The following is a 25,051-nucleotide window of genomic DNA, read 5'->3' as shown; positions in this document are numbered from 1 at the left end:
TTACCGCTACCTTAACCACATTCTTTTGACCCCGACGGCGGAGCCTCGCCCCTTTGAAATACCTCGTCTCCTTTCGTACCACGCTGAAAGTTTCTCGCTATCTGTTCCGGGCGCTGGCGCTCCTGCTTTGGTTGCTGGTGGTCCTGCTGTCGGTGTTCTACATCGTCAACGCGCTGCACAAGAAAGAAGCGGAGATCCGCCAGGAGTTTAATTTAAGCTCCGATCAGGCCCAGCGTTACATTCAGCGAACATCTGATGTAATGAAGGAGCTGAAGTATATTGCCGAAAACCGACTGACGGCGGAAAACGGCATCCTGGCGCTTCGCGGGCGTAATGACAAAACCGAAGTGCCGGACTTCCAGCCGCTGTTCCCGGACTCCGACTGCTCCACCATGAGCAACACCTGGCGCGGGTCGCTGGAATCCCTCGCCTGGTTTATGCGCTACTGGCGCGACAATTTTTCCGCCGCCTACGATCTCAATCGCGTCTTCCTGATTGGCAGCGAAAATCTCTGCATGGCTGACTTCGGCCTGCGCGACGTGCCCGTCGAGCGTGATGATGCGCTGAAAAGCCTGCATGAGCGTATTGTGAAATATCGCAATGCGCCGCAGGACGAGCGCGGGAATAACATCTTCTGGATTAGCCAGGGGCCGCGCATGGGCGTGGGCTATTTCTACGCGCTGACGCCGGTTTACCTCGGTAACCGCCTGCAGGCGCTGCTGGGCATTGAGCAGACTATCCGCATGGAAAACTTCTTCACGCCAGGCAGCCTGCCGATGGGTGTGACCATTCTGGATGAAAACGGACATCAGCTGATCTCGCTTGCCGGGCCGGATAACCGTTTGAACGTCGATCCGCACTGGATGCAGGAACGCTCGTGGTTTGGTTACACCTCCGGCTTTCGTGAGCTGGTGCTGAAAAAAAGCCTGCCACCGTCGTCGCTGAGTATCGTCTACTCGCTGCCGGTCGATATGGTGCTGGAGCGGATACGCATTCTGATTATGAATGCAATTCTGCTCAACCTGCTGGTGGGAGGGGCGCTGTTTACGCTGGCGCGCATGTATGAGCGAAGAATCTTTATTCCCGCCGAAAGCGACGCCCAGCGTCTGGAAGAGCACGAGCAGTTTAACCGTAAGATAGTCGCCTCGGCACCGGTGGGGATCTGTATTCTGCGTACTCAGGACGGGACCAACATCCTGAGTAACGAGCTGGCGCACAACTATCTGAACATGCTGACGCATGAGGATCGTCAAAGGTTGACGCAAATCATCTGCGGTCAGCAGGTAAACTTTGTCGACGTGCTCACCAGCACCCATACCAACCTGCAGATCAGCTTTGTTCACTCCCGCTATCGTAATGAAAACGTGGCGATTTGCGTGCTGGTGGATGTCTCCGCACGCGTTAAGATGGAGGAGTCGTTGCAGGAGATGGCGCAGGCGGCGGAGCAGGCCAGCCAGTCGAAATCTATGTTCCTTGCCACCGTCAGCCACGAGCTGCGTACGCCACTGTACGGGATTATCGGTAACCTCGACCTGTTGCAGACGAAAGAGCTGCCGAAAGGGGTCGACAGGCTGGTGACGGCGATGAACAACTCCTCCAGTCTGCTGCTGAAAATCATCAGCGATATTCTCGATTTCTCTAAAATTGAGTCTGAGCAGTTGAAAATCGAACCGCGGGAGTTTTCGCCGCGTGAAGTGATGAACCACATCAGCGCCAACTATCTGCCGCTGGTGGTGCGTAAACAGCTGGGGCTCTACTGCTTTATTGAACCGGATGTGCCGCTGACGCTGCACGGCGATCCGATGCGCCTGCAGCAGGTCATCTCTAACCTGCTTAGCAACGCCATCAAATTCACCGATATTGGCTGTATCGTGTTACACGTCTGCCGGGCGGGGGATTACCTGAGCATTCGCGTCCGTGACACGGGTGTGGGCATCCCGGCGAAGGAAGTGGTTCGCCTGTTCGACCCGTTCTTCCAGGTCGGCACCGGCGTGCAGCGTAACTTCCAGGGCACCGGTCTGGGGCTGGCGATTTGTGAGAAGCTCGTCAGCATGATGGACGGTGATATCTCGGTGGATACCGAGCCCGGCATGGGCAGCCAGTTCACCATCCGTATTCCGCTCTATTCGGCGCAGTATCCGGCAAAAGCGACGGTTGACGGGCTGAGCGATAAGCGCTGCTGGCTGGCGGTGAATAACGCTTCGCTGAATGATTACCTGACGGCGCTGCTTACCCATAGCGGCGTGAGGGTGTGCCGCTATGAAGACCAGACGCCGGACGCGGATGACGTGCTGATCGCCGACGAGATGCCGGAACAGGCGTGGCAGGGGAGAGGAACGGTACTCTTCTGTCGTCGCCACATTGGCATACCGGTTGAACGTGCGCCGGGAGAGTGGGTACACAGTGTCGCCACGCCGCATGAGCTGTTGAGCCTGCTGGCACGCATCTACAAAGTGCAGCTGGAAGAGAACGACGGAGCCGGTGAATTGCCGTCACCGGAAGGTCTGGCGTCAGTGAATGACGATATGATGATTCTGGTCGTGGATGACCATCCGATTAACCGCCGACTGCTGGCAGACCAGCTCGGGTCGCTTGGCTACCAGTGCAAAACGGCCAATGACGGCGTGGATGCGCTGAATGTGCTGAGTAAAAATCATATTGATATCGTTCTCAGTGACGTCAACATGCCTAACATGGACGGCTACCGTCTGACGCAACGTATCCGCCAGCTTGGCCTGACGTTGCCGGTGGTGGGCGTCACGGCGAACGCGCTGGCGGAAGAGAAACAGCGATGCCTGGAGTCAGGCATGGACAGCTGTCTGTCGAAACCGGTCACGCTGGACGTGCTGAAGCAGACCTTGTCGGTCTATGCGGAACGCGTCAGGAAAACGAGGATATAAAAAAGGCCCTTTCGGGCCTTTTTTATTTGCCCGGCGGCGCTTCGCTTGCGCGAACACCACCCGGCATTTACTGCGGTGATCAATCCTTGTCCGTTGCGCTCAGCGTCACGGAGGAGAGATAGTTCAGCAGGGCAATATCGTTGTCCACACCCAGCTTCATCATTGCGGATTTCTTCTGGCTGCTGATGGTTTTAATACTGCGGTTCAGCTTCTTGGCAATCTCGGTCACCAGGAAACCTTCAGCGAACAGGCGCAGAACTTCGCTCTCTTTCGGTGACAGACGTTTGTCACCGTAGCCACCCGCGCTGATTTTTTCCAGCAGACGAGAGACGCTCTCAGGCGTGAACTTCTTGCCTTTCTGCAGCGCAGCGAGCGCTTTTGGCAGATCGGTCGGTGCGCCTTGTTTCAGCACAATCCCTTCGATGTCCAGATCCAGCACGGCGCTCAGGATCGCCGGGTTGTTGTTCATGGTCAGAACAATGATCGAGATGTCCGGGAAGTGACGTTTGATATATTTGATGAGCGTAATCCCATCACCGTACTTATCTCCAGGCATGGAGAGATCGGTAATGAGCACGTGCGCATCAAGCTTTGGGAGGTTATTGATCAGTGCTGTAGAGTCTTCAAATTCACCGACTACATTCACCCACTCGATCTGTTCAAGCGATTTGCGAATACCGAACAGTACAATCGGATGGTCATCGGCAATAATTACGTTCATATTGTTCATGTATAAGGCTACCTTGCTACAGCAAGCTTTTGACGTAGTCGTCAATGTCGCTGATGTATTTTTCAATGCCAGAGGCATCTTTCTCACGAATTAGATGTTCCAGCGTTTCACATAACTGCTTGCCGGGAACCAGATTAAGCATGGCAAACACCCCTTTAAGCCGGTGTGCTGTCTGCGCCAGCGCTGCAAAATCATTCGCAGCGGACTCAGTATACAACCGCTTAACATCATCTGGTACTGTATCAACAAAGAGTGAATAGTATCCGCTGGCGTGAAGCTCGGCGTTTTCATTGCCGCCTAACGGGGATTCCGTTATCTCATCCTGCGCCAGCTGCTCTTCTATTAGTTGTAGTACAGCTTCCTGCATCGCATTGCTTATATTAAAGTTGACGCGCAGCTGGCCAGGGCCGATTTTCCGCACGCCTGACTCATCATCGCTTAAAAGCAAGCCCGAGGCAGTAAGATTAGACGGATTATCCGTTAAAAACAGATCAAATTCTTGACTTGCCAGTCGTTCATCCGGCGTGATGCAGGCCGCGCCCCAGTTTTCTAACTGACGCACCACGATGTTGCGGATCTCGTTTGAGGTCACATCCACCATCGCCACCACGTCATCCAGCAGGCGCTCTTCATCTTCTTCCTGCGGATTGACGGCCATTTTCACGTGCAGAGAGTAGCGGGTGCCGAGCGATTCACGTGCTTTGATATTCAGGTGGCCGCCGAGCTTACGCGCCAGCTGATCGCACAGCCAGAAGGTCAGGGCGTTAGCCTTACCGTAATGATCGCTTTGTGTGTCATTCAGGAACGGGAAGTGCAGATTATCAATTTCACTCGTCGTGACGCCTTCCCCGGTGTCCAGAATGCGGAACGTCAGGCGATCTTCTGCCGACTCGTCGGTGCTCACTTCGAGGGTGATCTTGCCGATCTGCGTGGTGGTCACGGCATACTGAATAATCATCAGCAGAATGCGACGTAGCGCTTCGCGATCGCCATGGCGTTCGTCATTTGCCGGTAAATGGTTGTTGATCAGCAGCTGCAGACCTTTACGCTTGATCACCGGCAGGACTTCCGGAACCACTTCATCGATCAGATCCTGAATGGAGAAGAGGGAAGGCGTACCTTTCCAGAAATCATTCTCCAGCATGTTCGCTAACTGGATCTCATCCACCATACGAACCAGCGAGTCGGCCTGGCAGGCAAGCTGGTGGCTTTCAGAGGTGTTTAACGCCGCCGCCTGGGTTGCCAGCGTTTTTAATGGCTGTTTGAAGGCGTCGCCAATATTCTGCATAAAGGCGGCGCGCCCCTGCTGGTTCTTCTCATACAGCCTTTGCGCCTGCTTGAGTTTCTTATTCACCAGCACTTCGCGATCCTGGTCGCGGATAATGAAGATTTGCGTGCGTGGGGCTACCTGACTGCGGAACTGACGGATCTCGTACAGTTCATTATTGATGGTGGCCTGAATAACCCCCTGGTGCTGATCCGCCATGGTGGTGATGTTCTGCAGGTTAAGATGCGGCAGCAGATGGTCTGCAATTTTATTGCTCATCACCGTGCGGTTCGCTTCCTGATCGTGGACTAATACGCCCAGCGGCAGTACGGAAACAATCTCTTCATTGAGCGCGCGTAACACGCGAAGTTCATTCGTGTTGCCCGCGGTGACCGCAGAGGCGTCGCTCTGACGTCCCGGCTGGAAGCGAAAGGTGCTGTAGCCAAACAGGGCCAGCGCCAGCAGGCCGATATTCAGCAGCAACGGCAGCAAAATATTTTGCAGGGTATCGAGCAGCAGGGTGCCAAACGGTACCTGCCACACCAGGCGCATGCCGGTTGAGTTCAGTGACGAGGCAATTTCAATTTTCGAGCCGTTAAAGGAGATGGTGACGCTCTCTGCGGCCTCTTTGTCGGACGCCGCGCGCATGTTCTGGGTACTGCTGTCTGGCTCCATACGGAAGCTGTCGAGCGGCATATCCGGCGGGATCAAATCATTAATAGGCAAATCAAACGCCACGACCGTCGCCAGATGTCCCGGCTGGTTGAACGTGGTACGCAGGGTAAAATAGTGACCATTTTGCCAGGCCAGGCGGCGCAGCGATGAGAAACTTTCACGCTCATCAAGGGCATTCGCCTGCTGCAGCATTTCTGCACGGCGGGAATCGACAATGCCGCCAACGGTCGTCTCTTTAAAACCAGAAGAGAGATCTTTCAATGGCAGCGTCGAGATCAGGATCATGCTGTTGTCCTGACCATTCAGATAGTACATCGACCACGGCACCGTCTCGGCACCCCAGAGGGTATCCAGATAGGTTGAAATACGCTGCGTCATCTCAAGCGTTGCGCTGTCGTGAGAGCCAAAGATAAGCGCCTCAGTCTTACGCTGCGGTTTTTCGAGATAGTAGACATCCTGCTTAAGCCGGGTCTCCTGAAGCCCATCCCCCGATGCGCTTGCAGGCGCTGCGGCAATATTGTCGTAAATCTGCCAGGTGGCGTAGCGCCAGGTATCAATGCGCTTGTGGACGGCATGAGTGATATCAACCACCTGGTAGCTCTTGTCCTTCAGCCAGGCGTTTACCGCGCTCTGCACCATCACGCCCAGGGTGACTAATAACACAACGATCAAAAGAAGAAAGAAACGGGTGATGCTCCCGGGAAGAAGGGAGAATTTGCTCGGGGCGGTAGTTTCAGTCTGACTCATTGATATCTTTAACCCGTAATGGTCGTGCTCTGTGGCGATAGGGCAGTATAAAGGGTAATACCTGAATTTCCAGCGCCACTGGCCTGGAACAGGCGACTTTTTCAGGGAACACTGAGGAAGAGGCGATGTGCGTTAAAAGTGTACAAGTTCACGATGCGTGTACAAATAAAAGAAACTTCTCGCCAGTAAATAGCACGAATTAACAAGAAATTAAGTTTCTGCTGAATTTTTGCACGTTGGTTGACCCTCGTAACGGGATTAGTTAATAGTCGTTACAATTTCGTGCTGGTAGCACATAAAAAGAAAAGTTACGTAAAGAAGGGTAAAAAAAAACCGAATGCGATGCATTCGGCTCAATTAGGGATAAACAGACATTCAAAACTGAATGACGGTAATAAATAAAGTTAATGATGATAGCGAGAGTTATTTTAGAGATTAGGTGCGATCTTGTTTTGTCATTCAGTGCTGTAACGATTTATATCACAACAAATTGAAATTTAATGGAATAATATTAATTTTGATAATAAATGCTAATTTTCTAAGCTATTTGTGCTTTGTAAAAGTTCCTTGATATTAACATTTTGAAACATGTTGATGGATGTATGAAACATCTTCAAAGTTTTCGTATCATATTCGCATTGGATTATTCTGTAATTTTGCGGAGAATGAAATTGCCGACTGGTTAATGAGGGTTAGCCAGTAAGCAGTGGCAATTATAAGGCATATAACAGAGGGTTAATAAAATGAAAGTTAAAGTACTGTCCCTCCTGGTACCAGCACTGCTGGTAGCAGGCGCAGCAAATGCGGCTGAAATTTATAACAAAGATGGCAACAAATTAGATCTGTACGGCAAAGTTGATGGTCTGCACTATTTCTCTGACGACAAGAGTGCTGACGGTGACCAGACCTACATGCGTCTTGGCTTCAAAGGCGAAACTCAGGTTAACGATCAGCTGACCGGTTACGGCCAGTGGGAATACCAGATCCAGGGCAACACAACAGAAAGCGACAACCAGGCCTGGACCCGTGTGGCGTTTGCTGGTCTGAAATTCGCTGAAGCGGGTTCTTTCGATTACGGTCGTAACTACGGTGTGATCTACGACGTAACATCCTGGACTGACGTGCTGCCAGAATTTGGTGGTGATACCTACGGTGCAGACAACTTCCTGCAATCTCGTGCTAACGGCGTGGCAACCTACCGTAACCAGGACTTCTTTGGTCTGGTGGATGGCCTGAACTTTGCTCTGCAGTATCAGGGTAAAAACGGTAGCGTAAGCGGTGAAAACGACACCGGTCGTAGCACCCTGAAACAGAACGGCGACGGTTACGGTGCGTCCCTGACCTATAACCTGGGCGAAGGCTTCAGCATCGGTGGTGCAATGTCTTCTTCCAAACGTACCGCCGATCAGAACAACACGGCTAACCCAGCCCTGAAAGGCGAAGGCGATCATGCCGAAGTCTATACGGGTGGCCTGAAATACGATGCCAACAACATCTATCTGGCCGCGCAGTACTCTCAGACTTATAACGCAACACGTTTCGGCAACTCTCAGAGCAGCAGCGATATCTACGGTTTCGCTAACAAAGCGCAGAACTTCGAAGTGGTTGCTCAGTACCAGTTCGACTTCGGCCTGCGTCCATCCGTGGCTTACCTGCAGTCTAAAGGTAAGGACATCGAAGGGTATGGCGACCAGGATCTGCTGAAATATGTTGATGTGGGTGCGACTTACTACTTCAACAAAAACATGTCTACCTACGTGGATTACAAAATCAACCTGGTTGATGAAAATGAGTTCACCCGTCAGGCCGGTATCGGTACTGATGATATTGTCGCGCTGGGTCTGGTTTACCAGTTCTAATCGCGTCGTAGTATGACTCAGGGGCCTGATGGCCCCTTTTTTGTGCGTGTTTTTGGATCTCACAATTGACCCGTTTTGGTGTACTCTTGCCGCCCTGGCATGAGGATAATAATGAATGGATATGACTTTTTTACGCGCCAGCTTTCTGGCTATGCTTTTTTTCCTGACCGCATGTAACGATCCCGCCCCCGTGGCGAAAACCGACGCACCCGCTGCCACGGTGCTCGAAGGCAAAACGATGGGCACCTTCTGGCGCGTCAGCGTGATGAACCTCGATAAAACGCGCACGGAAGAGCTTCGCGGCAAAATCCAGGCTCAGCTGGACGCCGACGATCAGCTGCTGTCGACCTACAAAAATGACTCGGCGCTGATGCGCTTTAACCTCTCCACCAGTACGTCTCTGTGGCCGGTGAGTGAAGCGATGGCTGATATCGTCACCGAGTCCATTCGCGTGGGATATAAAACCAACGGTGCGATGGACGTGACCGTCGGGCCGCTGGTGAACCTCTGGGGATTTGGCCCGAATAAACAGCCGGTGGCGACGCCCGATCAGGCGGCTATTGATGATGCCCGTGCCCGGACAGGGCTGCAGCATCTGACGGTGATCAATCAGTACGGCCAACAGTACCTGCAAAAAGATATCCCCGATCTGTTTGTCGATCTGTCGACGGTGGGGGAAGGCTACGCGGCGGATCACCTTGCCGCGCTGATGACGCAGGAAGGCATTTCGCGCTATCTGGTCTCCGTGGGCGGCGCGTTAGTCAGCCGGGGCATGAACGCCAGCGATAAACCGTGGCGCGTAGCGATTCAAAAACCGACCGATCGGCAAAATGCCGTGCAGGCGATAGTCGATATCAACGGACATGGCATCAGCACCTCCGGGAGTTACCGCAACTATTACGAGCTTGACGGGAAGCGCATCTCGCATGTTATTGATCCGCAGACCGGGCGGCCGATCGCGCATAATCTGGTCTCGGTGACGGTGATTGCGCCGACGGCACTGGAAGCCGATGCCTGGGATACCGGCTTAATGGTCCTCGGCCCGGAAAAAGCGAAAGAGGTGGTTCGTCAGGAAGGGCTGGCGGTGTACATGATCACCAAAGAGGGCGACGAGTTTAAAACCTGGAGCTCGCCGCAGTTCAACAGTTTCCTGGTGGGCGACAAAAATTAAAAAGCAAGGTTGCGGGTTTTTTATCAGTGGCACTCAGGCACGCTACAGGTATGCTTGTAAGAGGAGCTGATGATGAAAAATCCAACCTATATGACCGATGAGGATCGCTGGCAGGCTGTACTGGCTCGCGATCCGCGTGCTGACGATCAGTTTGTCTTTGCCGTGCAAACGACGGGGATTGTCTGTCGTCCGTCCTGCCGGGCACGTCACGCCCTGCGTAAAAACGTCCACTTTTATCCTGATGTTCACCATGCCATTGAGGCAGGGTTTCGCCCGTGCAAGCGCTGTATGCCGGATAAACGCGATCCGCAGCAGCAGAAGCTGGCGAAAGTGGAGCACGCCTGTCGCCTTCTGGAGCAGGATCCTGCGTTAACGCTGGACGGTCTGGCGCAGCAGGTGGCCATGAGTCCTTTTCACTTCCACCGGCTGTTTAAGTCCGTCACCGGAATGACGCCAAAAGCCTGGCAGCAGGCGGCGCGCGGTCAACGTCTGCGCACGGCGCTTGCCCAGGGGGATACCGTTACCGATGCCGTGCTGGCCGCGGGCTTTCCCGACAGCAGCAGCTATTATCGTAAAGCCACGGATGCGCTGGGTATGACGGCGAAACAGTACCGCAAAGGCGACGTGGCGGTGCAGTACGCCATCGATGACTGCTCATTAGGACGCTGTCTGGTTGCTGAAAGCGAGCGGGGGATTTGCGCAATACTGCTCGGTGATGACGATGCCGAATTAGCCGGGGAGCTGGCGACGCTGTTTCCAAAAGCAGAGCCCGCGCCGCAGGAAGATGCCTTCGCGCAGCGTATCCGCCAGGTGATTGCCAGTATTGATAACCGCGCAGCGCCGCTTGAACTGCCGCTGGATATACGCGGAACCGCGTTCCAGCAGCGAGTCTGGCAGGCCCTTCGTGAAATTCCCTGCGGTGAAACGGCAAGTTATCAGCAGGTGGCGCAGGCGATTGGACAACCCAACGCGGTACGTGCCGTCGCGGGAGCCTGTGCGGCAAACAGGCTGGCGATTGTGATCCCCTGTCACCGCGTTGTCCGTAACGATGGCGCACTGTCGGGTTACCGATGGGGGACGGCGCGAAAAGCGCTATTGCTAAAACGTGAGGCGAAACGCCAGGAGGGATAATGCTCGATCTTTTTGCAGATGCGGAACCCTGGCAGGAACCACTGGCACCGGGGGCGGTTATTTTGCGTCGCTTCGCGCTCTCCCGTGCGGCGGCGCTGCTTGCGGGTATAGAAGAGGTGACGGCGGTTTCCCCGTTTCGCCATATGGTCACGCCGGGCGGTTACACGATGTCGGTGGCCATGGCGAACTGCGGCGAATTAGGGTGGGCGACGAATGAACGAGGCTACCTGTATGCGCCTAACGATCCCGCGACCGGCCAGCCGTGGCCCCCGATGCCTGCGGTTTTTCAGGCTCTCTGCCACGAGGCTGCCGTTGCCGCTGATTATCCTGACTTCCGACCGGATGCCTGCCTGATTAACCGCTACGCCGTTGGCGCGAAACTCTCCCTGCATCAGGATAAAGATGAACCCGATCTCCGCGCGCCCATCGTCTCGGTATCGTTAGGGCTTCCTGCCGTCTTCCAGTTTGGCGGATTACGCCGTAACGATCCGCTCAAACGCATTATGCTGGAGCATGGCGACGTGGTGGTGTGGGGCAGGGAATCGCGGCTGTATTATCACGGCATTCAGCCTCTGAAACCCGGGGTGCATCCCCTCACTGGCGAGTACCGTTTTAACCTGACGTTTCGCCAGGCAGGGTTTAGTAAACAAAAATAAGAATTATTCTTGATGTACACGCCGGGCAGTTTACACTGCTGGCTGATTTTTATTGTCCGGATTGCCTGCATGCAACTACTTCTCCTTGTCTGGCGTCAGTATCGCTGGCCCTTCATTGCCGTCATGGCGTTAAGCCTTGCCAGCGCCGCATTGGGTATTGGCCTGATCGCGTTTATTAACGTGCGGTTGATTGAAATGGTCGATACCTCACTCTCTGTTTTGCCAGAGTTTCTCGGCCTGCTGCTGCTGTTGATGGCGGTTACGCTTGGCTCTCAGCTGGCGCTAACCGCGCTCGGCCACCATTTCGTTTTCCGTTTGCGCAGCGAATTTATCAAGCGGATCCTGGACACTCAGGTTGAACGGGTGGAGCAACTTGGCAGCGCCTCCCTGCTGGCGGGGCTGACCAGCGACGTGCGGGCTATCACCATCGCGTTTGTTCGTCTGCCGGAGCTGGTGCAGGGGATCATTCTGACCTTTGGCTCGGCGGCTTATCTTGCCTGGCTCTCCAGTAAAATGCTGGCGGTGACCGCTCTGTGGATTGCCATTACCATCTGGGGCGGCTTTGTGCTGGTGTCACGCGTCTATAAACACATGGCGGTGCTGCGCGAAACGGAAGATAAACTGTATAACGATTACCAGACGGTGCTGGAAGGGCGCAAGGAGCTGACCCTGAACCGCGAGCGCGCCGAGTATATCTTCAATCACCTCTATATCCCGGACGCGCGCGAATATCGGCATCACATCATCCGCGCCGATACTTACCACCTGAGCGCGGTGAACTGGTCAAATATCATGATGCTGGGTGCCATTGGCCTGGTATTCTGGATGGCGAACAGCCTGGGCTGGGCGGACACCAACGTGGCGGCAACCTACTCACTGACGCTGCTGTTTTTACGCACGCCGCTGCTCTCGGCGGTCGGCGCATTGCCCACCTTGCTGAGCGCACAGGTGGCGTTTAACAAGCTCAAAAAATTCGACCTCGCGCCATTTAAGGCGGAATTCCCGCGCCCGCAAGCCTTCCCGGACTGGCATACGCTGGAGCTGCGCGACGTGACGTTCCGCTATCAGGACAACGCCTTCTCCGTGGGGCCGGTCAACCTGACGATTCACCGCGGTGAACTGCTGTTCCTCATCGGCGGTAACGGCAGCGGTAAATCCACGCTGGCGATGTTGCTCACCGGACTCTACCAGCCGCAGTCGGGCGAGATTTTGCTGGACGGTAAGGCGCTGAGTGCCGGGAAACCTGAGGACTACCGCAAGCTCTTTTCGGCGGTATTTACCGACGTCTGGCTGTTCGATCGGCTGCTCGGCCCTGAAGGGCAGCAGGCCAATCCTGTGCTGGTGGAAAAATGGCTGGCACAGCTGCAGATGTCGCACAAGCTGGAGCTTCAGGACGGTAAAATTCTCAACCTGAAGCTCTCTAAAGGGCAGAAGAAGCGCGTGGCGCTGCTGCTGGCGCTGGCGGAAGAGCGCGATATCATTCTGCTGGACGAATGGGCGGCGGATCAGGATCCCCACTTCCGCCGTGAGTTCTATCAGGTGCTGCTGCCGCTGATGCAGGAGATGGGCAAAACCATTTTCGCCATTAGCCACGACGATCACTACTTCATTCACGCCGACCGTCTGCTGGAGATGCGCGATGGCAAGCTGAGCGAATTGACCGGTGACGAGCGTGCGGCGGCCTCGCGTGATGCGGTGGCGCGCACGGCCTGATGCCCTCACCTTAACCCTCTCCCACAGGGAGAGGGGATAGATCGTGGCCCTAATGCCGTTTTTTTCTTCATCCCGTCCCGTTGTTTATTCTTATTTACATATCCTCGCGCTATGCTTAACGCCAACTCATTTAATGGATTTATGATTGATGTCGGTATTAAAGAAAAACAGCGCCAGGCAGCGCGATCAGGAGCGTGCGCGACTCATCTGGCTTCTCACGACCGATAAAGCGGTCACTTCTACGTTATTAGGCAAACTGACCCTGGCTGAGCAATATGATGTCGGCACTTTAGCCGACGATATTGCTGAGGTAGGTGCGCTGGTTGCTCATTTACCCCCGCCGGATCTGGCGGATACGCTCGAAGCACTTCCCTCCGAAGAGCGTCACGCCCTGTGGCGTCTGGTGCAGGATCACGAGCGCGGGCAGGTACTGCTTGAAGCTTCGGAAAACGTCTGGGATGACCTGATCGACGAGATGAGCGACCGGGACATCCTCGATGCGCTGCAAACGCTGGATATCGACGAACAGATTTACCTTGTACAACACCTGCCGCGTAACCTGACCGGTCGCCTGCTGGCCTCCCTGCCTGCCGATGAGCGCGCGCGCGTTCGTCAGGTGATGCACTACGAGAAAAATAGCGTCGGCGCGATCATGGAGTTTGGCGTTATCACGGTGCGTCCGGACGTCACGCTCGGTACCGTGCAGCGCTACCTGCGTCGCCTGGGCAAGATGCCGGATAACACCGATAAACTGTTCGTCACCTCGCGGGATAAAACCCTGCTGGGCGAGCTGGAGCTGAAAACGATCCTGCTTAACAGCACCCAGCGGCGAGTCAGTGAGGTGATGGAAAACGAGCCGATGGTCTTCTCTCCGGAAGACGATGCTGAAAAAGCGGCACGTACCTTCGAACGTGACGACCTCGTGAGTGCGGCCGTCGTGGATTCCGTCGGCAAGCTGATGGGCCGTCTGACGGTTGATGAGATCGTTGACGTGGTCTACGAAGAGACCGATAACGACCTGCGCGCGCTCGGGGGGATCAGCGCCGAAGATGACGTCCACGCCTCCGTCGGTAAGGCGGTGAAAACGCGCTGGGCGTGGCTTGCCATTAATTTGTGTACCGCCTTTATCGCCTCCCGCGTAATCGATGGCTTTGAACACACCATTTCACAGCTGGTGGCCCTGGCGTCATTAATGCCGATTGTGGCCGGGATTGGCGGCAACACCGGAAACCAGACCATCACGATGATCGTCCGCGCGCTGGCGCTGGAAAATATTCAGCCCGGCAATTTCGCCTTTCTGATCTTCAGGGAGATGGGGGTGGCGCTGATCAACGGCCTGGTGTGGGGCGGCATTATGGGGGGCATCACCTGGTGGCTGTATGACGATATGGCCTTAGGCGGGGTGATGATGCTGGCGATGGTGCTGAATTTACTGGTGGCATCGATGATGGGGGTCATTATTCCACTGACCATGACCAAGCTGGGGCGCGACCCCGCGGTGGGGTCGAGCGTGATGATCACTGCCATCACCGATACCGGTGGTTTCTTTATTTTTCTTGGGCTTGCAACGCTTTTTCTGCTTTAAGACGACGTTTAATGCGGGCGGGAAGCAGTGCCATGACGATAATCCCCCCCAGCACGCCAATCGCCAGGTTACCGGTTGATACCGTTGCGGCGACCGTCACCAGCATCACGACGGTTTCCGCAACAGGTGCATTTTTTACCGTTGCGGGCTGAATGCTGTGCCAGCTGAAGGTTTTGATGGCGACTATCGCCATAATGCCTGCCAGCACCGCCATCGGAATTTTAGCCATCACGTCGCTCAGCGCCGTCACCAGCACCAGCAAAACGATACCAGCCGCTAACGTTGAAATACGGCTTCGGCCTTTCCCCATCTCCACGTTGACGATGGTTTGTCCAATCATCGCGCAGCCAGCGATCCCTCCATAGAGCCCGGCCAGGATATTGCCCACGCCCAACCCGATGCTTTCACGGCGTTTACTGGACGGGGTGACGGTCAGTTCATCCACCAGCTTCGCCGTCAGCAGTGACTCCAGCAGCCCGACGAACGCAATGCTTAACGCGCACGGCCAGATAATGCTTAACGTTTCTATGTTCAGGGGGACCAGCAGTTGCGTCAGTCCCGGTAACCCGCCACTCATCGAGCCTTCATCACCCACCGTCGGCAGAATTTGCCCGCTGGTAACGGTGAACAACGTGAGCACCACTATCGCAATCAGCGGGGAAGGGATGCTTTTGATATAGCGCGGCACCCACAGCACGATAAGCAGCGTGAGCACGAACAGGCCGACGATTAACGGGCTTCGGCTCCAGAAGTGCGGAACCTGAGCAAAGAAAATTAAGATGCCGAGGGCGTTAACAAACCCGGTCATCACCGACTGAGGGATAAAGCGCATCAGCCTTGCCATGCCCAGTGTGCCAAACAGTATTTGGATCACCCCCGCCATGAGAACCGCCGGAAGAATGTACTGCACGCCGTGCTGGTGCACCATCGGGCCAATAACCAGCGCCACGGAACCGGCCGCCGCCGTGACCATCGCCGGACGACCGCCCAGCACAGACAAAGCAAAACACAACACCACGGAGGCGATCAGGCTGACTTTGGGATCAACGCCTGCAACCACCGAAAATGAGATCACTTCAGGGACCAGGGCCAGGGCGGTAATGACGCCCGCCAGCGTTTCACGCATCAGAAGTTTTGGCGAGCTAAGGACCGTGGTGACGCGGTCTTCGCCGGGTACAGCAGAATGGGGTAAGGACATAACTTTTCGCAGATTAGGGCAGGCTTCCGTGCGCGCGATCACAAAACGCCACATACTAGCCAGTAAACCCACGATTTACCAGCCACATCGATAATTCCTTACAAACAACCCACCATTAAATTTCACAATTACAATAATTTCGTAACCTTTAAACAATATTTAAAAGTTGTTACCGTGCTTCCGCAGCTTTTTTCACCTGCAATTTCCACGCATCAAGCACTTTTACACTAAGGCATAAATTATGAAAAAAATGACTGCCATGCTCTTTTCTCTGGCCGTGGGGCTTAACACCGTCTCTATGGCGGCGAAAGCTGACACCCCTAAAGAGCAGGAAACGGACGTCCTTTTAATTGGTGGCGGTATCATGAGCGCCACGCTGGGAACCTATCTGCAAGAACTTCAGCCGGACTGGTCCATGACCATGGTCGAGCGCCTTGATGGCGTGGCGCAGGAAAGTTCGAACGGCTGGAACAACGCCGGTACCGGACATTCGGCACTCATGGAACTGAACTATACGCCGCAGAAAAAGGACGGTTCCATTAGTATCGAGAAGGCGGTAGAGATCAACGAAGCGTTTCAGATCTCACGCCAGTTCTGGTCTCACCAGGTCAACAGCGGCGTGATGCATGACCCGCACTCCTTCATTAACACCGTACCGCACATGAGCTTTGTGTGGGGCGAGCAGAACGTCAACTTCCTGCGCGCGCGTTACGCTGCGCTGCAGCAGAGCACGCTCTTCCGTGGGATGAAATACTCTGAAGACCACGCTCAGATCAAAGAGTGGGCGCCGCTGGTGATGGAAGGTCGTGACCCGAACCAGAAAGTGGCCGCGACCCGGACCGAAATTGGTACCGACGTTAACTATGGCGAAATTACCCGTCAGCTGGTGACGTCTTTGAAGAAGAAAGAGAACTTCAACCTGCAGCTCAGCACCGAAGTGCGTGGTTTTAAGCGCAACGCGGATAACAGCTGGAGCGTGACCGTTGCCGATCTGAAAAACAACGAAGCCGAGCACGTCATCAAGGCGAAGTTTGTCTTTATTGGTGCCGGTGGGGCGGCGCTGAAACTGCTGCAGGAGTCCGGTATTCCTGAAGCTGACGACTATGCTGGCTTCCCGGTTGGCGGTCAGTTCCTGGTATCCGAGAACCCGGAAGTGGTGAATCGTCATCTGGCAAAAGTGTACGGTCAGGCTTCCGTCGGTGCACCGCCGATGTCTGTTCCGCACATCGACACCCGTATGCTTGACGGTAAGCGCGTGGTGCTGTTCGGACCGTTCGCGACTTTCTCCACCAAGTTCCTGAAAAATGGCTCCCTGTGGGATCTGCTCAGCGCCACGACCACCTCTAACGTCAAGCCGATGATGGACGTGGGTCTGGATAACTTCGATCTGGTGAAATATCTCATCAGCCAGGTGATGCTCTCTGACGAGGAACGCTTCGAGGCGCTGAAAGAGTACTATCCGCAGGCGAAGAAAGAAGACTGGCGTCTGTGGCAGGCGGGACAGCGCGTTCAGATCATCAAGCGTGACCCGAAAGAGGGCGGCGTGCTGCGTCTGGGTACGGAAGTGGTGAGCGATAAGGATGGCACGATTGCCGCGCTGCTGGGCGCGTCACCGGGTGCATCTACTGCTGCGCCAATCATGCTGCACCTGATGGAAAAAGTGTTTAAAGATAAAGTTGCCAGCCCGGAATGGCAGGCGAAGCTGAAAACGATCATTCCATCCTACGGTACGAAGCTGAACGGGAATGTCGACGCGACGGAGCAGGAGCTGGAATACACCAGCCGCGTATTGCAGTTGCAATATGTGAAGCCGCAGGCAGCGGATGCTGCGCCAAAGGCGGAACTGAAGCCTCAGGCTGAAAACAAAACAGTTGCGGATATCGCCCTGTAAGGTAAAAGCAAAACGGTAACATTCGTTACCGTTTTTAGTGTTGTAGGTCGGGTAAGGCGAAGCCGCCACCCGACTTAATTTCAACGTACTACCGCTTGTCCGACATTCTCATCCGCTTTCCATACGCGGTATTTCACTTCTACGTTTTCAGGCGTATACACCACGACAGGCAACTTGCTGTTATAGCGCAGCAGACTGTTATCACCCAGATATGCCGTTACAAATTTCTTCTCTTTCTTGCCGTCCGGGCACGCCATCATGGTGGAGACGGGGGAGGTCACTTTGTCGAAGATGTAGTAATCGTAGCCCCAGCCTTCCAGCGTTTTGCTCTCCAGTTGGCCGCCCAGTCGGTGCTGGTTACAATCCACTTCCAGCGTTTTACCAATCAACAGCTCCACTTTGTAGTTCGCTTCGTCCTGCAGAACCGGTAGCTGAATCACCTGACGTTTCATCCCTTTGTCCGCTTTCGGATAGGGGGCAACTTTTTCCAGCGGCTGCTCTTTTTGGGTTTCGCTGGCGAAAGCGCCGGTACTGATGCACGCGGCAATCAGGGCGATGGCAAATTTAGGTGCGTTTTTCATTGTCATTCCTTTATGTCAAAACGAGCCGAATCAGATTAGCATAACACTTATGAATGATTAGCGTCATTTACTTACATTTTCAATGTAAGTGGTGTAATAAACCTGACTTACACTATAAATCCAGTTTTTTGTGCTGAAATGGTATCTGGCGGCAGATCGTGTTATTTTGAATGCCACATAATGTTATTCATCTGTAAAGGGAAGAGAGATGGTTCGTGCAAAACTGAAAACACCTGAAGGCCGCAAGTTCCTCCTGGCGCTACTGGTTGTGTTTATGATTGCGGCCGCGTGCGTGGGGCGGGCAACCATTGTTGGCGTTATCGAACAGTACAACATTCCTCTCTCCGCCTGGACCACCAGCATGTATGTTCTGCAATCGGCGATGATCTTCGTTTACAGCCTTGTCTTCACCGTTCTGCTTGCCATCCCGCTGGGTATTTTCTTCCTGGGTGGACGTGAGAAGCACTAAGCGCCGACGTGCGATAAGGAAGCCATCCTGCGGGGTGGCTTTTTTATGCATAAAAAAAACCAGCCATAAGAGGCTGGTTTTCAATGTATTTTTGGTCGGCACGAGAGGATTTGAACCTCCGACCCCCGACACCCCATGACGGTGCGCTACCAGGCTGCGCTACGTGCCGACGCATAAAAAGATACTACTCGATTCCGTTTCGAATGCAAGAGAATCTGTCGCTAACTGGTTTATAATTAATCAGTTAGCGATAAAGCGCTTCTCATCCGTCAGGACCTGCAGCAACAGGCTCAGCTGCGGTTTCTGGTCCTTCAACCGTTCACCCTGTAGATTATACGTCTGGTAATTTCCGTTACTGTTCAGCACCAGCGTCAGCGTCGGTGTGGTCACCGCCAGCGTGTTACCGTCTGCTGATGTCACCCAATTATGGCGGCGCGCGGCGCTGAAGAGATCCTGCCCCTGCGAATACTCGTTTGCTGGCGTACTGACGTGCAGCAGGCGTTGCATCAGGGTCGTCATAACATCTTTATGTTCAGTGAGCATATTGATGCGCTGCGCCGGCGTTCCCGGCCAGTGGATCACCAGCGGTACATGCAGGTTCGGGCGTGACCAGCTCATGCTCTTCGTTTCGTCGCCGAGCGGTACACCATGGCCTGCGGTCACAATCACGACAGTGTTATCGAGCTTGCCTGATTCGCGTAGCGCGTCAAGAACGCGGCCGATCTGCGCGTCAACATTGCTGGCCGCACGGCTGTATCGGCGGGCAAAGCCAGTCTGGTTGCTGTCGTCAAGCGTGGTGCCGTTAAAGGCCACCCACGAGAACCAGCGGTTATCTTCCTGGGCGTAGCGCTGCAGCCAGTTTATCCACTGGTTTGCGGTCTGGGTATCAGACTGGCTCTGCGCAGCAGGCAGCGAGAAATCAGACAACAGCGCCTGGCGGTAGAGTGGGCTGTTAAAGCCATCGGATGAGAACAACCCTAACTGATAGCCTTGCTGATTCAGTCCGGTAATAAGCGCCGCAGGAATGCGCGCAGCCAGTACGCCATCCATGTATCCGGCAGAAATGCCATAGAACAGGCCAAAGATGCCCGCATCGGTAGTGTTCCCGGAACTCATATGCTGGGTGAACGAGACGTTTTGACTCGCGAAATCGGCCAGCGCAGGCATCTGCTTCTCGTAACGGGAATAGTTCAGACCATCGACGGTAATCAGCAGGACGTTTTGTCCGCGGCCCATATCGCGATAGCGCAGTTCACTCAGCGGATACTGAACGCTGACCGCTTCCGGATTACCTTGTTCGACCAGACGACGCTGATACTCCTGGGCATCTAACAGGCCGTGTTTCTCAAGGAAACGACGGGCCGTCATTGGGTACGAGAGCGGCAGGTTGGCACGCTGCATCGTAATGGGGCGATAGAAGTTCGCATCCGCCCAGATGTACATGATGTGCGAACTGATAAATGAGATGAAAAAGAGTGCGGCGACGGGTTTCGCGTAGTGGCGGCGTCGGGTCAGGCTGCGGAGCTTTTGCCAGCTCCAGGTGGCGAACAACATCTCAATCAGCAGGATCACCGGGACGCTGATAAACATCAGCTGCCAGTCACGAGCCGTTTCGTTCTGGTCAGGGTTGATCACCAGTTCCCAGACGATAGGGTTAAGATGCAGGTGGAAACGGGTGAACACTTCACTGTCGATAAGCAGCAGCGTCATCCCTGCTGTGGCAAGGATTGCGGATAAGAACCGCATCAGACGCTGCGACATGACGATAAACGTCAGAGGAAACAGGATCAGCAGATAGGTGGCGAATACCAAAAAGCTAAAGTGACCGACAACGCTTATCCAGGAGTAGATACGCCCGGTTAGCGTGGTTGGCCAGTCTGCGACAAACAGATAACGACAGCCAATCACCGCCGCTAACAGAATGTTAAACAGGGCAAACCAGTGTCCCCAGCTGACCATCTGGGAGACTTTTTCACGGTAGCGCTGACGATTCGTCACCATAAACTGTTGTTCGTTTCCCTTAATGGGCCTGGTCGTTGCTGACGGATGACTGTAACGCCTGGGCGAAAGATTTTGCGATCGCCTGACGCTGAGCCGGAGCAACGCTGGTGTTGATAAGGTTGGTGACCATATTTCCCAAAACCATCAGGGAGAGATCGGTCGGCGTTTTATGTTTTTCCAGTACGTTGACCAGCTCACTGAGCAGTTGTTCAACGTGTTCATCACTGTAGCGGGAATGTTGTGGCATAAATCAAAATCAGTTTGTTGATGAAAGGGCAACATATTACCGTAGCAACAGCTTTTTTTCCCCTTTTTATCTGTTGTTGCACACATGTCCTGGTGGTGGTTGAATACCGCCCGGTCTAAAAGGAGAGTTTATCATGAGTCTGGAAATCAACCAGATTGCCTTGCACCAGCTTATCAAGCGTGATGAGCAAACCCTTGAAGTGGTGCTACGCGATTCGTTACTGGAACCCACGGCGACCGTTGTGGAAATGATGGCTGAGTTGCATCGCGTCTACAGCGCCAAAAATAAAGCCTATGGTCTGTTCAGCGAAGAGAGTGAACTGGCTGATAGCCTGCGCCTGCAGCGTCAGGGGGAAGAGGATTTCCTGGCGTTTAGCCGCGCGGCCACCGGGCGTCTGCGCGACGAGCTGGCAAAATATCCCTTCGCCGACGGCGGCATCGTCCTGTTCTGCCACTATCGCTACCTGGCGGTAGAGTATCTGCTGGTTACCGTGCTGAATAACTTGAGCAGCATGCGCGTGAATGAGCAACTGGATATCAGCTCGACGCATTATCTGGATATCAACCATGCGGATATTGTGGCGCGGATTGATTTGACCGAGTGGGAAACCAACCCGGAATCGACCCGCTACCTGACCTTCCTGAAAGGGCGTGTGGGCCGCAAAGTGGCCGATTTCTTTATGGATTTCCTCGGCGCCAGCGAAGGACTTAACGCCAAAGCGCAGAACAAAGGGCTGTTGCAGGCGGTAGATGACTTTACGGCTGAGGCGCAGCTCGATAAATCAGAACGCCAGAACGTGCGTCAGCAGGTTTACAGCTACTGCAACGAACAGCTGCAGGCGGGGGAAGAGATTGAGCTGGAGTCGCTGTCAAAAGAGCTGGCGGGCGTTAGTGAAGTCAGCTTCCAGGCGTTCACCGCAGAGAAAGGCTATGAGCTTGAAGAAAGCTTCCCGGCGGATCGCAGTACGCTGCGTCAGTTAACCAAATTTGCCGGGAGCGGCGGTGGGTTAACCATCAACTTCGATGCCATGCTGCTGGGGGAACGTATCTTCTGGGATCCTGCCACCGATACGCTGACCATCAAAGGCACGCCTCCAAACCTGCGCGATCAGCTTCAGCGTCGCACCTCAGGCGGTAAATAATCGCCATAAAAAAACCCCGCCGAAGCGGGGTTTTTCTCGACAGGTTTGCGATTACGCGCGAACGAAGTCGATGTGAGTCAGTTTTGGCTTGAACGCGTGACGCTGAACAGCCTGAACTTTCACTTTTTCTTCTTTACCGCCAACAACGATGGTCAGAACTTCGCTGTAGAATTCAGCTTTGGTCTGCAGGTTCCATACTTTGTCGTGATCCAGTTCGATTGCAACTGGAGCAGCTTCGCCACCGTAAACGATAGCCGGGAACTTGTTAGCGGTACGCAGGCGGCGGCTCGCACCCTTACCCTGCACGTTACGTACTTCTGCTTCGATAGTGAACATTGATTTCTCTCTGTATTTAAAACCCTACTACAGGCGACCCAGCAGCAGGTGAGTGTTCTGCCCCACGGATGTGAAGCGGGCGGCATTTTATACTCAAACGCCGCTCACATCAATGAAAAGTCCTGCTAACCACGCAATTCGTTTGCCCGACGATAGCGACCTTCATAGTCAAAGACCTTCTCACGTACCTGCCAGAACTGGCCTTTTTTGCGGGCGACAACAAAATCCGGATGGCGCAGCAGCGCCTGCTGATGCACGATATCCGCCACAGTGATCCAGCGCAGCGGCACGCCAGGCGTGCGGGTATGCGGGCGGATAAACAGTTGCTCAAATGCCGTGCGCTGGGCTGGCGTCTGTACCCGGAACCGCTCGCTGACGTCAGCGCCGTCCTCGTCGTAATAGGTAATTTTTAGCCACTCGCCTTTTTCATCCGCGCCCGGCTGTAAGGCCATGCCGGAACAGCGCAGCACCAGCGCATCTTTCAGCTTCAGCGCCGCTTTCAGCATGTCGTCCGGGTCGACCAGCACCGTGTCGCACTCACGGCAGCGGCGGGCGGCAATGTCATTTTCGGCGTTGCACTGTGGACAGTTTTTGAAACGAAAACGGAAATCGCACTGCTCGCGATGCCCGTCATCATCTTCAAACCAGCCCTGACAGCGGCGGCCAAAGTGTTCGATCAGCGTGCCGTCGGCGGTGGTTTTCCCCCAGAAGGTGTTGGCAAACCCGCAGGCTGGACAAAACACCTGTACCGGCACGTTGTCACTTTTGCCTTTTGGCGTGCCCACTTCGGGAGAGTAAAGATCGTGCGGGTTACCGGCGTAATCGAGGATCAGACAGTCAGTTTTGCCCGGTGCCAGGCGCAGACCACGACCGACAATCTGCTGATACAGGCTGACGGATTCCGTCGGGCGCAAAATCGCAATCAGGTCGACGTGCGGGGCGTCAAAACCGGTGGTTAGCACGGAAACATTCACCAGATAGCGGAACTGCTGGGCTTTAAACGCCTCAATCAGTCTGTCACGCTCAGGGCCGGGCGTTTCGCCGGTAATTAACGCGGCGTCGTCAGCGGGGAGCAGTCCGGTAATTTCTCGCGCGTGCTCGACTGTCGCGGCAAAGATCATCACCCCTTTGCGCGTCGCGGCAAACTCCTCAATCTGGCTGATGATATGCGGCGTTATGCGCTTTTGCTTATTCAACTCCTGGTTGAGATCCGCTTCGCTGAATAAGCCGTTGCTCTGCGCCTGTAACCGGCTGAAGTCGTACTGTACCACCGGCATATCCAGCCGCTCGGGCGGCGTCAGGTAGCCGTGTTTAATCATGTAGCGCAGCGGAAGTTCGTAGATACAGTCGCTGAACAGCGCTTTTTCATCGCCACGCACCATGCCGTGATAATGAAAGCGGTAAATCCAGCCTTTGCCCAGGCGAAACGGGGTTGCCGTCAGGCCCAGCAGGCGTAAGTGAGGGTTCACCTCTTTCAGGTGCGTGAGGATTTGCTGATACTGGCTGTCGTCGTCATCGCTGATGCGGTGACACTCGTCGACAATCAGCAGCGAAAATTCGCTGCGAAACAGATCCAGGTTGCGGGCGACCGACTGCACGCTGCCAAAGACAACCTTACCGTGGCTCTCTTTACGCTTGAGCCCGGCGGCGAAAATATCGGCCTCCAGCCCCAGCGCGCAATACTTGGCGTGGTTCTGCGCGACCAGCTCTTTGACGTGCGCCAGCACCAGCACGCGGCCACGCGCCAGGCGGGCCAGCTCGGCAATGACCAGGCTTTTGCCTGCGCCGGTCGGGAGGACAATCGCCGCCGGTTCCCGGTGTTTGCGAAACCAGGCGAGGGTGGCGTCAACGGCTTCCTGCTGATAGGGACGAAGTGTAAAAGTCATGGTGTCTCAGTTTCGTTAATCCGCATATAGTATGCCACGAAACTTTTTCCCTTGAGTGGCGCAACCAGACCATTATACTGAACCGTTCCTGACTGCTTCTTTTTCGGACGCACGGTCCGACTTCCAGCACCATTAAGGCTAAAAAGATTTCATGCGACTTGATAAGTTTATCGCTCAGCAACTCGGCGTAAGCCGCGCTATTGCCGGGCGCGAAATTCGCGCCAGCCGCGTTACCGTGGATGGCGACATTGTGAGAGACAGCGCTTTCAAACTTCAACCTGAGCATCAGGTTGAATACGACGGCAATCCGCTGACCCAGCAGAACGGCCCGCGCTACTTCATGCTCCACAAGCCGGAAGGCTACGTCTGCTCAACGGACGATCCCGATCACCCGACGGTACTCTATTTCCTCGACGAACCGGTGGCGCATAAGCTGCATGCCGCGGGCCGCCTCGACATCGACACCACCGGGCTGGTGCTGATGACCGACGACGGGCAGTGGTCACACCGTATTACTTCCCCACGTCACCACTGCGAGAAAACCTATCTGGTCACGCTGGAGTCGCCGGTTGCGGATGACACGGCAGAGCAATTCGCGAAAGGCGTTCAGCTGCATAATGAAAAAGACCTGACTAAACCGGCGGTGCTGGACGTGATCACGCCGACGAAAGTCCGTCTTACCATCAGCGAAGGGCGTTACCATCAGGTTAAACGCATGTTTGCCGCAGTGGGTAACCGCGTTGTCGGTCTGCATCGCGAACGTATTGGCGCAATCGCGCTCGATCCCGACCTGGCGCCTGGCGAATATCGCCCGCTGACGGAAGAAGAGATCGCCAGCGTCGGTCTGCCTTCGCACTAATTTCAGGA

The 25,051-nt window shown here is 54.7% G+C and carries 19 protein-coding genes and 1 tRNA gene; 11 read left to right on the top strand and 9 right to left on the bottom strand.

The genetic code is table 11. From position 1 onward, the window contains the following. Window positions 1-53: 53 nt before the first annotated feature. The gene (gene rcsC / locus A4308_RS19950) at window positions 54-2,900 is read left to right on the top strand and encodes a two-component system sensor histidine kinase RcsC (RefSeq protein ID WP_023330948.1); all 2,847 of its coding nucleotides are present in this window, start codon (window positions 54-56) and stop codon (window positions 2,898-2,900) included. Between the two features lie 79 nt (window positions 2,901-2,979). On the opposite strand, the gene rcsB is transcribed toward rcsC, so the two are convergent. After that, window positions 2,980-3,630 (bottom strand): response regulator transcription factor RcsB, encoded by a 651-nt coding sequence (gene rcsB / locus A4308_RS19945; protein WP_003859405.1) that lies wholly within the window; start codon window positions 3,628-3,630, stop codon window positions 2,980-2,982. Window positions 3,631-3,646: 16 nt separating this feature from the next. Beyond that, window positions 3,647-6,319 (bottom strand): phosphotransferase RcsD, encoded by a 2,673-nt coding sequence (gene rcsD / locus A4308_RS19940; RefSeq protein ID WP_014884607.1) that lies wholly within the window; start codon window positions 6,317-6,319, stop codon window positions 3,647-3,649. Between the two features lie 743 nt (window positions 6,320-7,062). Between rcsD and A4308_RS19935 the strand changes: the two genes are divergently transcribed. From A4308_RS19935 to mgtE, 6 genes are all read left to right on the top strand, one after another. Continuing rightward, a complete protein-coding gene (locus tag A4308_RS19935; RefSeq protein WP_014884606.1) occupies window positions 7,063-8,178 on the top strand; it encodes a porin OmpC in 1,116 nt (371 codons plus the stop codon). A gap of 115 nt (window positions 8,179-8,293) precedes the next feature. Continuing rightward, window positions 8,294-9,349: an FAD:protein FMN transferase ApbE gene (gene apbE / locus A4308_RS19930; protein WP_023330947.1), complete on the top strand. Its 1,056-nt coding sequence runs from the start codon at window positions 8,294-8,296 to the stop codon at window positions 9,347-9,349. A gap of 72 nt (window positions 9,350-9,421) precedes the next feature. Then, window positions 9,422-10,480: a bifunctional DNA-binding transcriptional regulator/O6-methylguanine-DNA methyltransferase Ada gene (gene ada / locus A4308_RS19925; protein WP_023330946.1), complete on the top strand. Its 1,059-nt coding sequence runs from the start codon at window positions 9,422-9,424 to the stop codon at window positions 10,478-10,480. Further along, window positions 10,480-11,136 (top strand): DNA oxidative demethylase AlkB, encoded by a 657-nt coding sequence (alkB, locus tag A4308_RS19920; protein ID WP_023330945.1) that lies wholly within the window; start codon window positions 10,480-10,482, stop codon window positions 11,134-11,136. Before ada ends, alkB begins: the two co-directional genes overlap by 1 nt. A 69-nt stretch (window positions 11,137-11,205) precedes the next feature. Then, window positions 11,206-12,849 (top strand): multidrug ABC transporter permease/ATP-binding protein, encoded by a 1,644-nt coding sequence (locus A4308_RS19915; RefSeq protein ID WP_045281828.1) that lies wholly within the window; start codon window positions 11,206-11,208, stop codon window positions 12,847-12,849. 148 nt (window positions 12,850-12,997) lie between these two features. Continuing rightward, window positions 12,998-14,434, top strand: coding sequence for a magnesium transporter (gene mgtE / locus A4308_RS19910; RefSeq protein ID WP_014884601.1), 1,437 nt, complete (start codon window positions 12,998-13,000; stop codon window positions 14,432-14,434). Here mgtE and A4308_RS19905 read toward each other — a convergent pair. Continuing rightward, on the bottom strand, window positions 14,397-15,686 hold the full coding sequence (locus tag A4308_RS19905; protein ID WP_045281819.1) for a SulP family inorganic anion transporter: 1,290 nt from the start codon (window positions 15,684-15,686) through the stop codon (window positions 14,397-14,399). The two genes, mgtE and A4308_RS19905, sit on opposite strands and share 38 nt — an antisense overlap. Window positions 15,687-15,873: 187 nt before the next feature. On the opposite strand from A4308_RS19905, the gene mqo reads away from it, so the two are divergent. Then, window positions 15,874-17,523 carry a malate dehydrogenase (quinone) gene (gene mqo / locus A4308_RS19900; RefSeq protein ID WP_045281820.1) on the top strand — a complete coding sequence of 550 codons (1,650 nt, stop codon included), beginning with the start codon at window positions 15,874-15,876 and terminating at the stop codon, window positions 17,521-17,523. Window positions 17,524-17,603: 80 nt separating this feature from the next. Here mqo and eco read toward each other — a convergent pair whose 3' ends face one another. After that, a complete protein-coding gene (eco, locus tag A4308_RS19895) occupies window positions 17,604-18,104 on the bottom strand; it encodes a serine protease inhibitor ecotin (RefSeq protein ID WP_014884598.1) in 501 nt (166 codons plus the stop codon). Between the two features lie 208 nt (window positions 18,105-18,312). On the opposite strand from eco, the gene A4308_RS19890 reads away from it, so the two are divergent. Then, window positions 18,313-18,573, top strand: coding sequence for a DUF2534 family protein (locus tag A4308_RS19890; RefSeq protein WP_008500962.1), 261 nt, complete (start codon window positions 18,313-18,315; stop codon window positions 18,571-18,573). 92 nt (window positions 18,574-18,665) lie between these two features. Here the strand turns inward: A4308_RS19890 and A4308_RS19885 are convergent. From A4308_RS19885 to A4308_RS19875, 3 genes are all read right to left on the bottom strand, one after another. Further along, window positions 18,666-18,742: transfer RNA gene (locus A4308_RS19885), tRNA-Pro, on the bottom strand. Window positions 18,743-18,813: 71 nt separating this feature from the next. Beyond that, on the bottom strand, window positions 18,814-20,574 hold the full coding sequence (gene yejM / locus A4308_RS19880; RefSeq protein ID WP_023330941.1) for an LPS biosynthesis-modulating metalloenzyme YejM: 1,761 nt from the start codon (window positions 20,572-20,574) through the stop codon (window positions 18,814-18,816). Between the two features lie 19 nt (window positions 20,575-20,593). Further along, window positions 20,594-20,821, bottom strand: coding sequence for a YejL family protein (locus A4308_RS19875; RefSeq protein WP_014884596.1), 228 nt, complete (start codon window positions 20,819-20,821; stop codon window positions 20,594-20,596). 133 nt (window positions 20,822-20,954) lie between these two features. Between A4308_RS19875 and yejK the strand changes: the two genes are divergently transcribed. Further along, window positions 20,955-21,962, top strand: a complete 1,008-nt coding sequence (gene yejK / locus A4308_RS19870) for a nucleoid-associated protein YejK (protein WP_014884595.1) — start codon at window positions 20,955-20,957, stop codon at window positions 21,960-21,962. A gap of 51 nt (window positions 21,963-22,013) precedes the next feature. Here the strand turns inward: yejK and rplY are convergent, their stop codons facing one another. Together rplY and A4308_RS19860 are read right to left on the bottom strand one after the other, a co-directional pair. Next, window positions 22,014-22,298 (bottom strand): 50S ribosomal protein L25, encoded by a 285-nt coding sequence (gene rplY / locus A4308_RS19865; RefSeq protein ID WP_014884594.1) that lies wholly within the window; start codon window positions 22,296-22,298, stop codon window positions 22,014-22,016. Window positions 22,299-22,423: 125 nt separating this feature from the next. Continuing rightward, window positions 22,424-24,184 carry a DEAD/DEAH box helicase gene (locus tag A4308_RS19860; protein WP_045281821.1) on the bottom strand — a complete coding sequence of 587 codons (1,761 nt, stop codon included), beginning with the start codon at window positions 24,182-24,184 and terminating at the stop codon, window positions 22,424-22,426. 151 nt (window positions 24,185-24,335) lie between these two features. Here A4308_RS19860 and rsuA point away from each other — a divergent pair, with 151 nt between their 5' ends. Beyond that, window positions 24,336-25,043 carry a 16S rRNA pseudouridine(516) synthase RsuA gene (rsuA, locus tag A4308_RS19855; RefSeq protein ID WP_045281822.1) on the top strand — a complete coding sequence of 236 codons (708 nt, stop codon included), beginning with the start codon at window positions 24,336-24,338 and terminating at the stop codon, window positions 25,041-25,043. Window positions 25,044-25,051 lie beyond the last annotated feature (8 nt).

The sequence above is a fragment of the Enterobacter sp. ODB01 genome, from assembly GCF_001623605.1.
Classification (GTDB): domain Bacteria; phylum Pseudomonadota; class Gammaproteobacteria; order Enterobacterales; family Enterobacteriaceae; genus Enterobacter; species Enterobacter kobei.
This window is presented reverse-complemented; position numbering and strand designations above follow the sequence as displayed.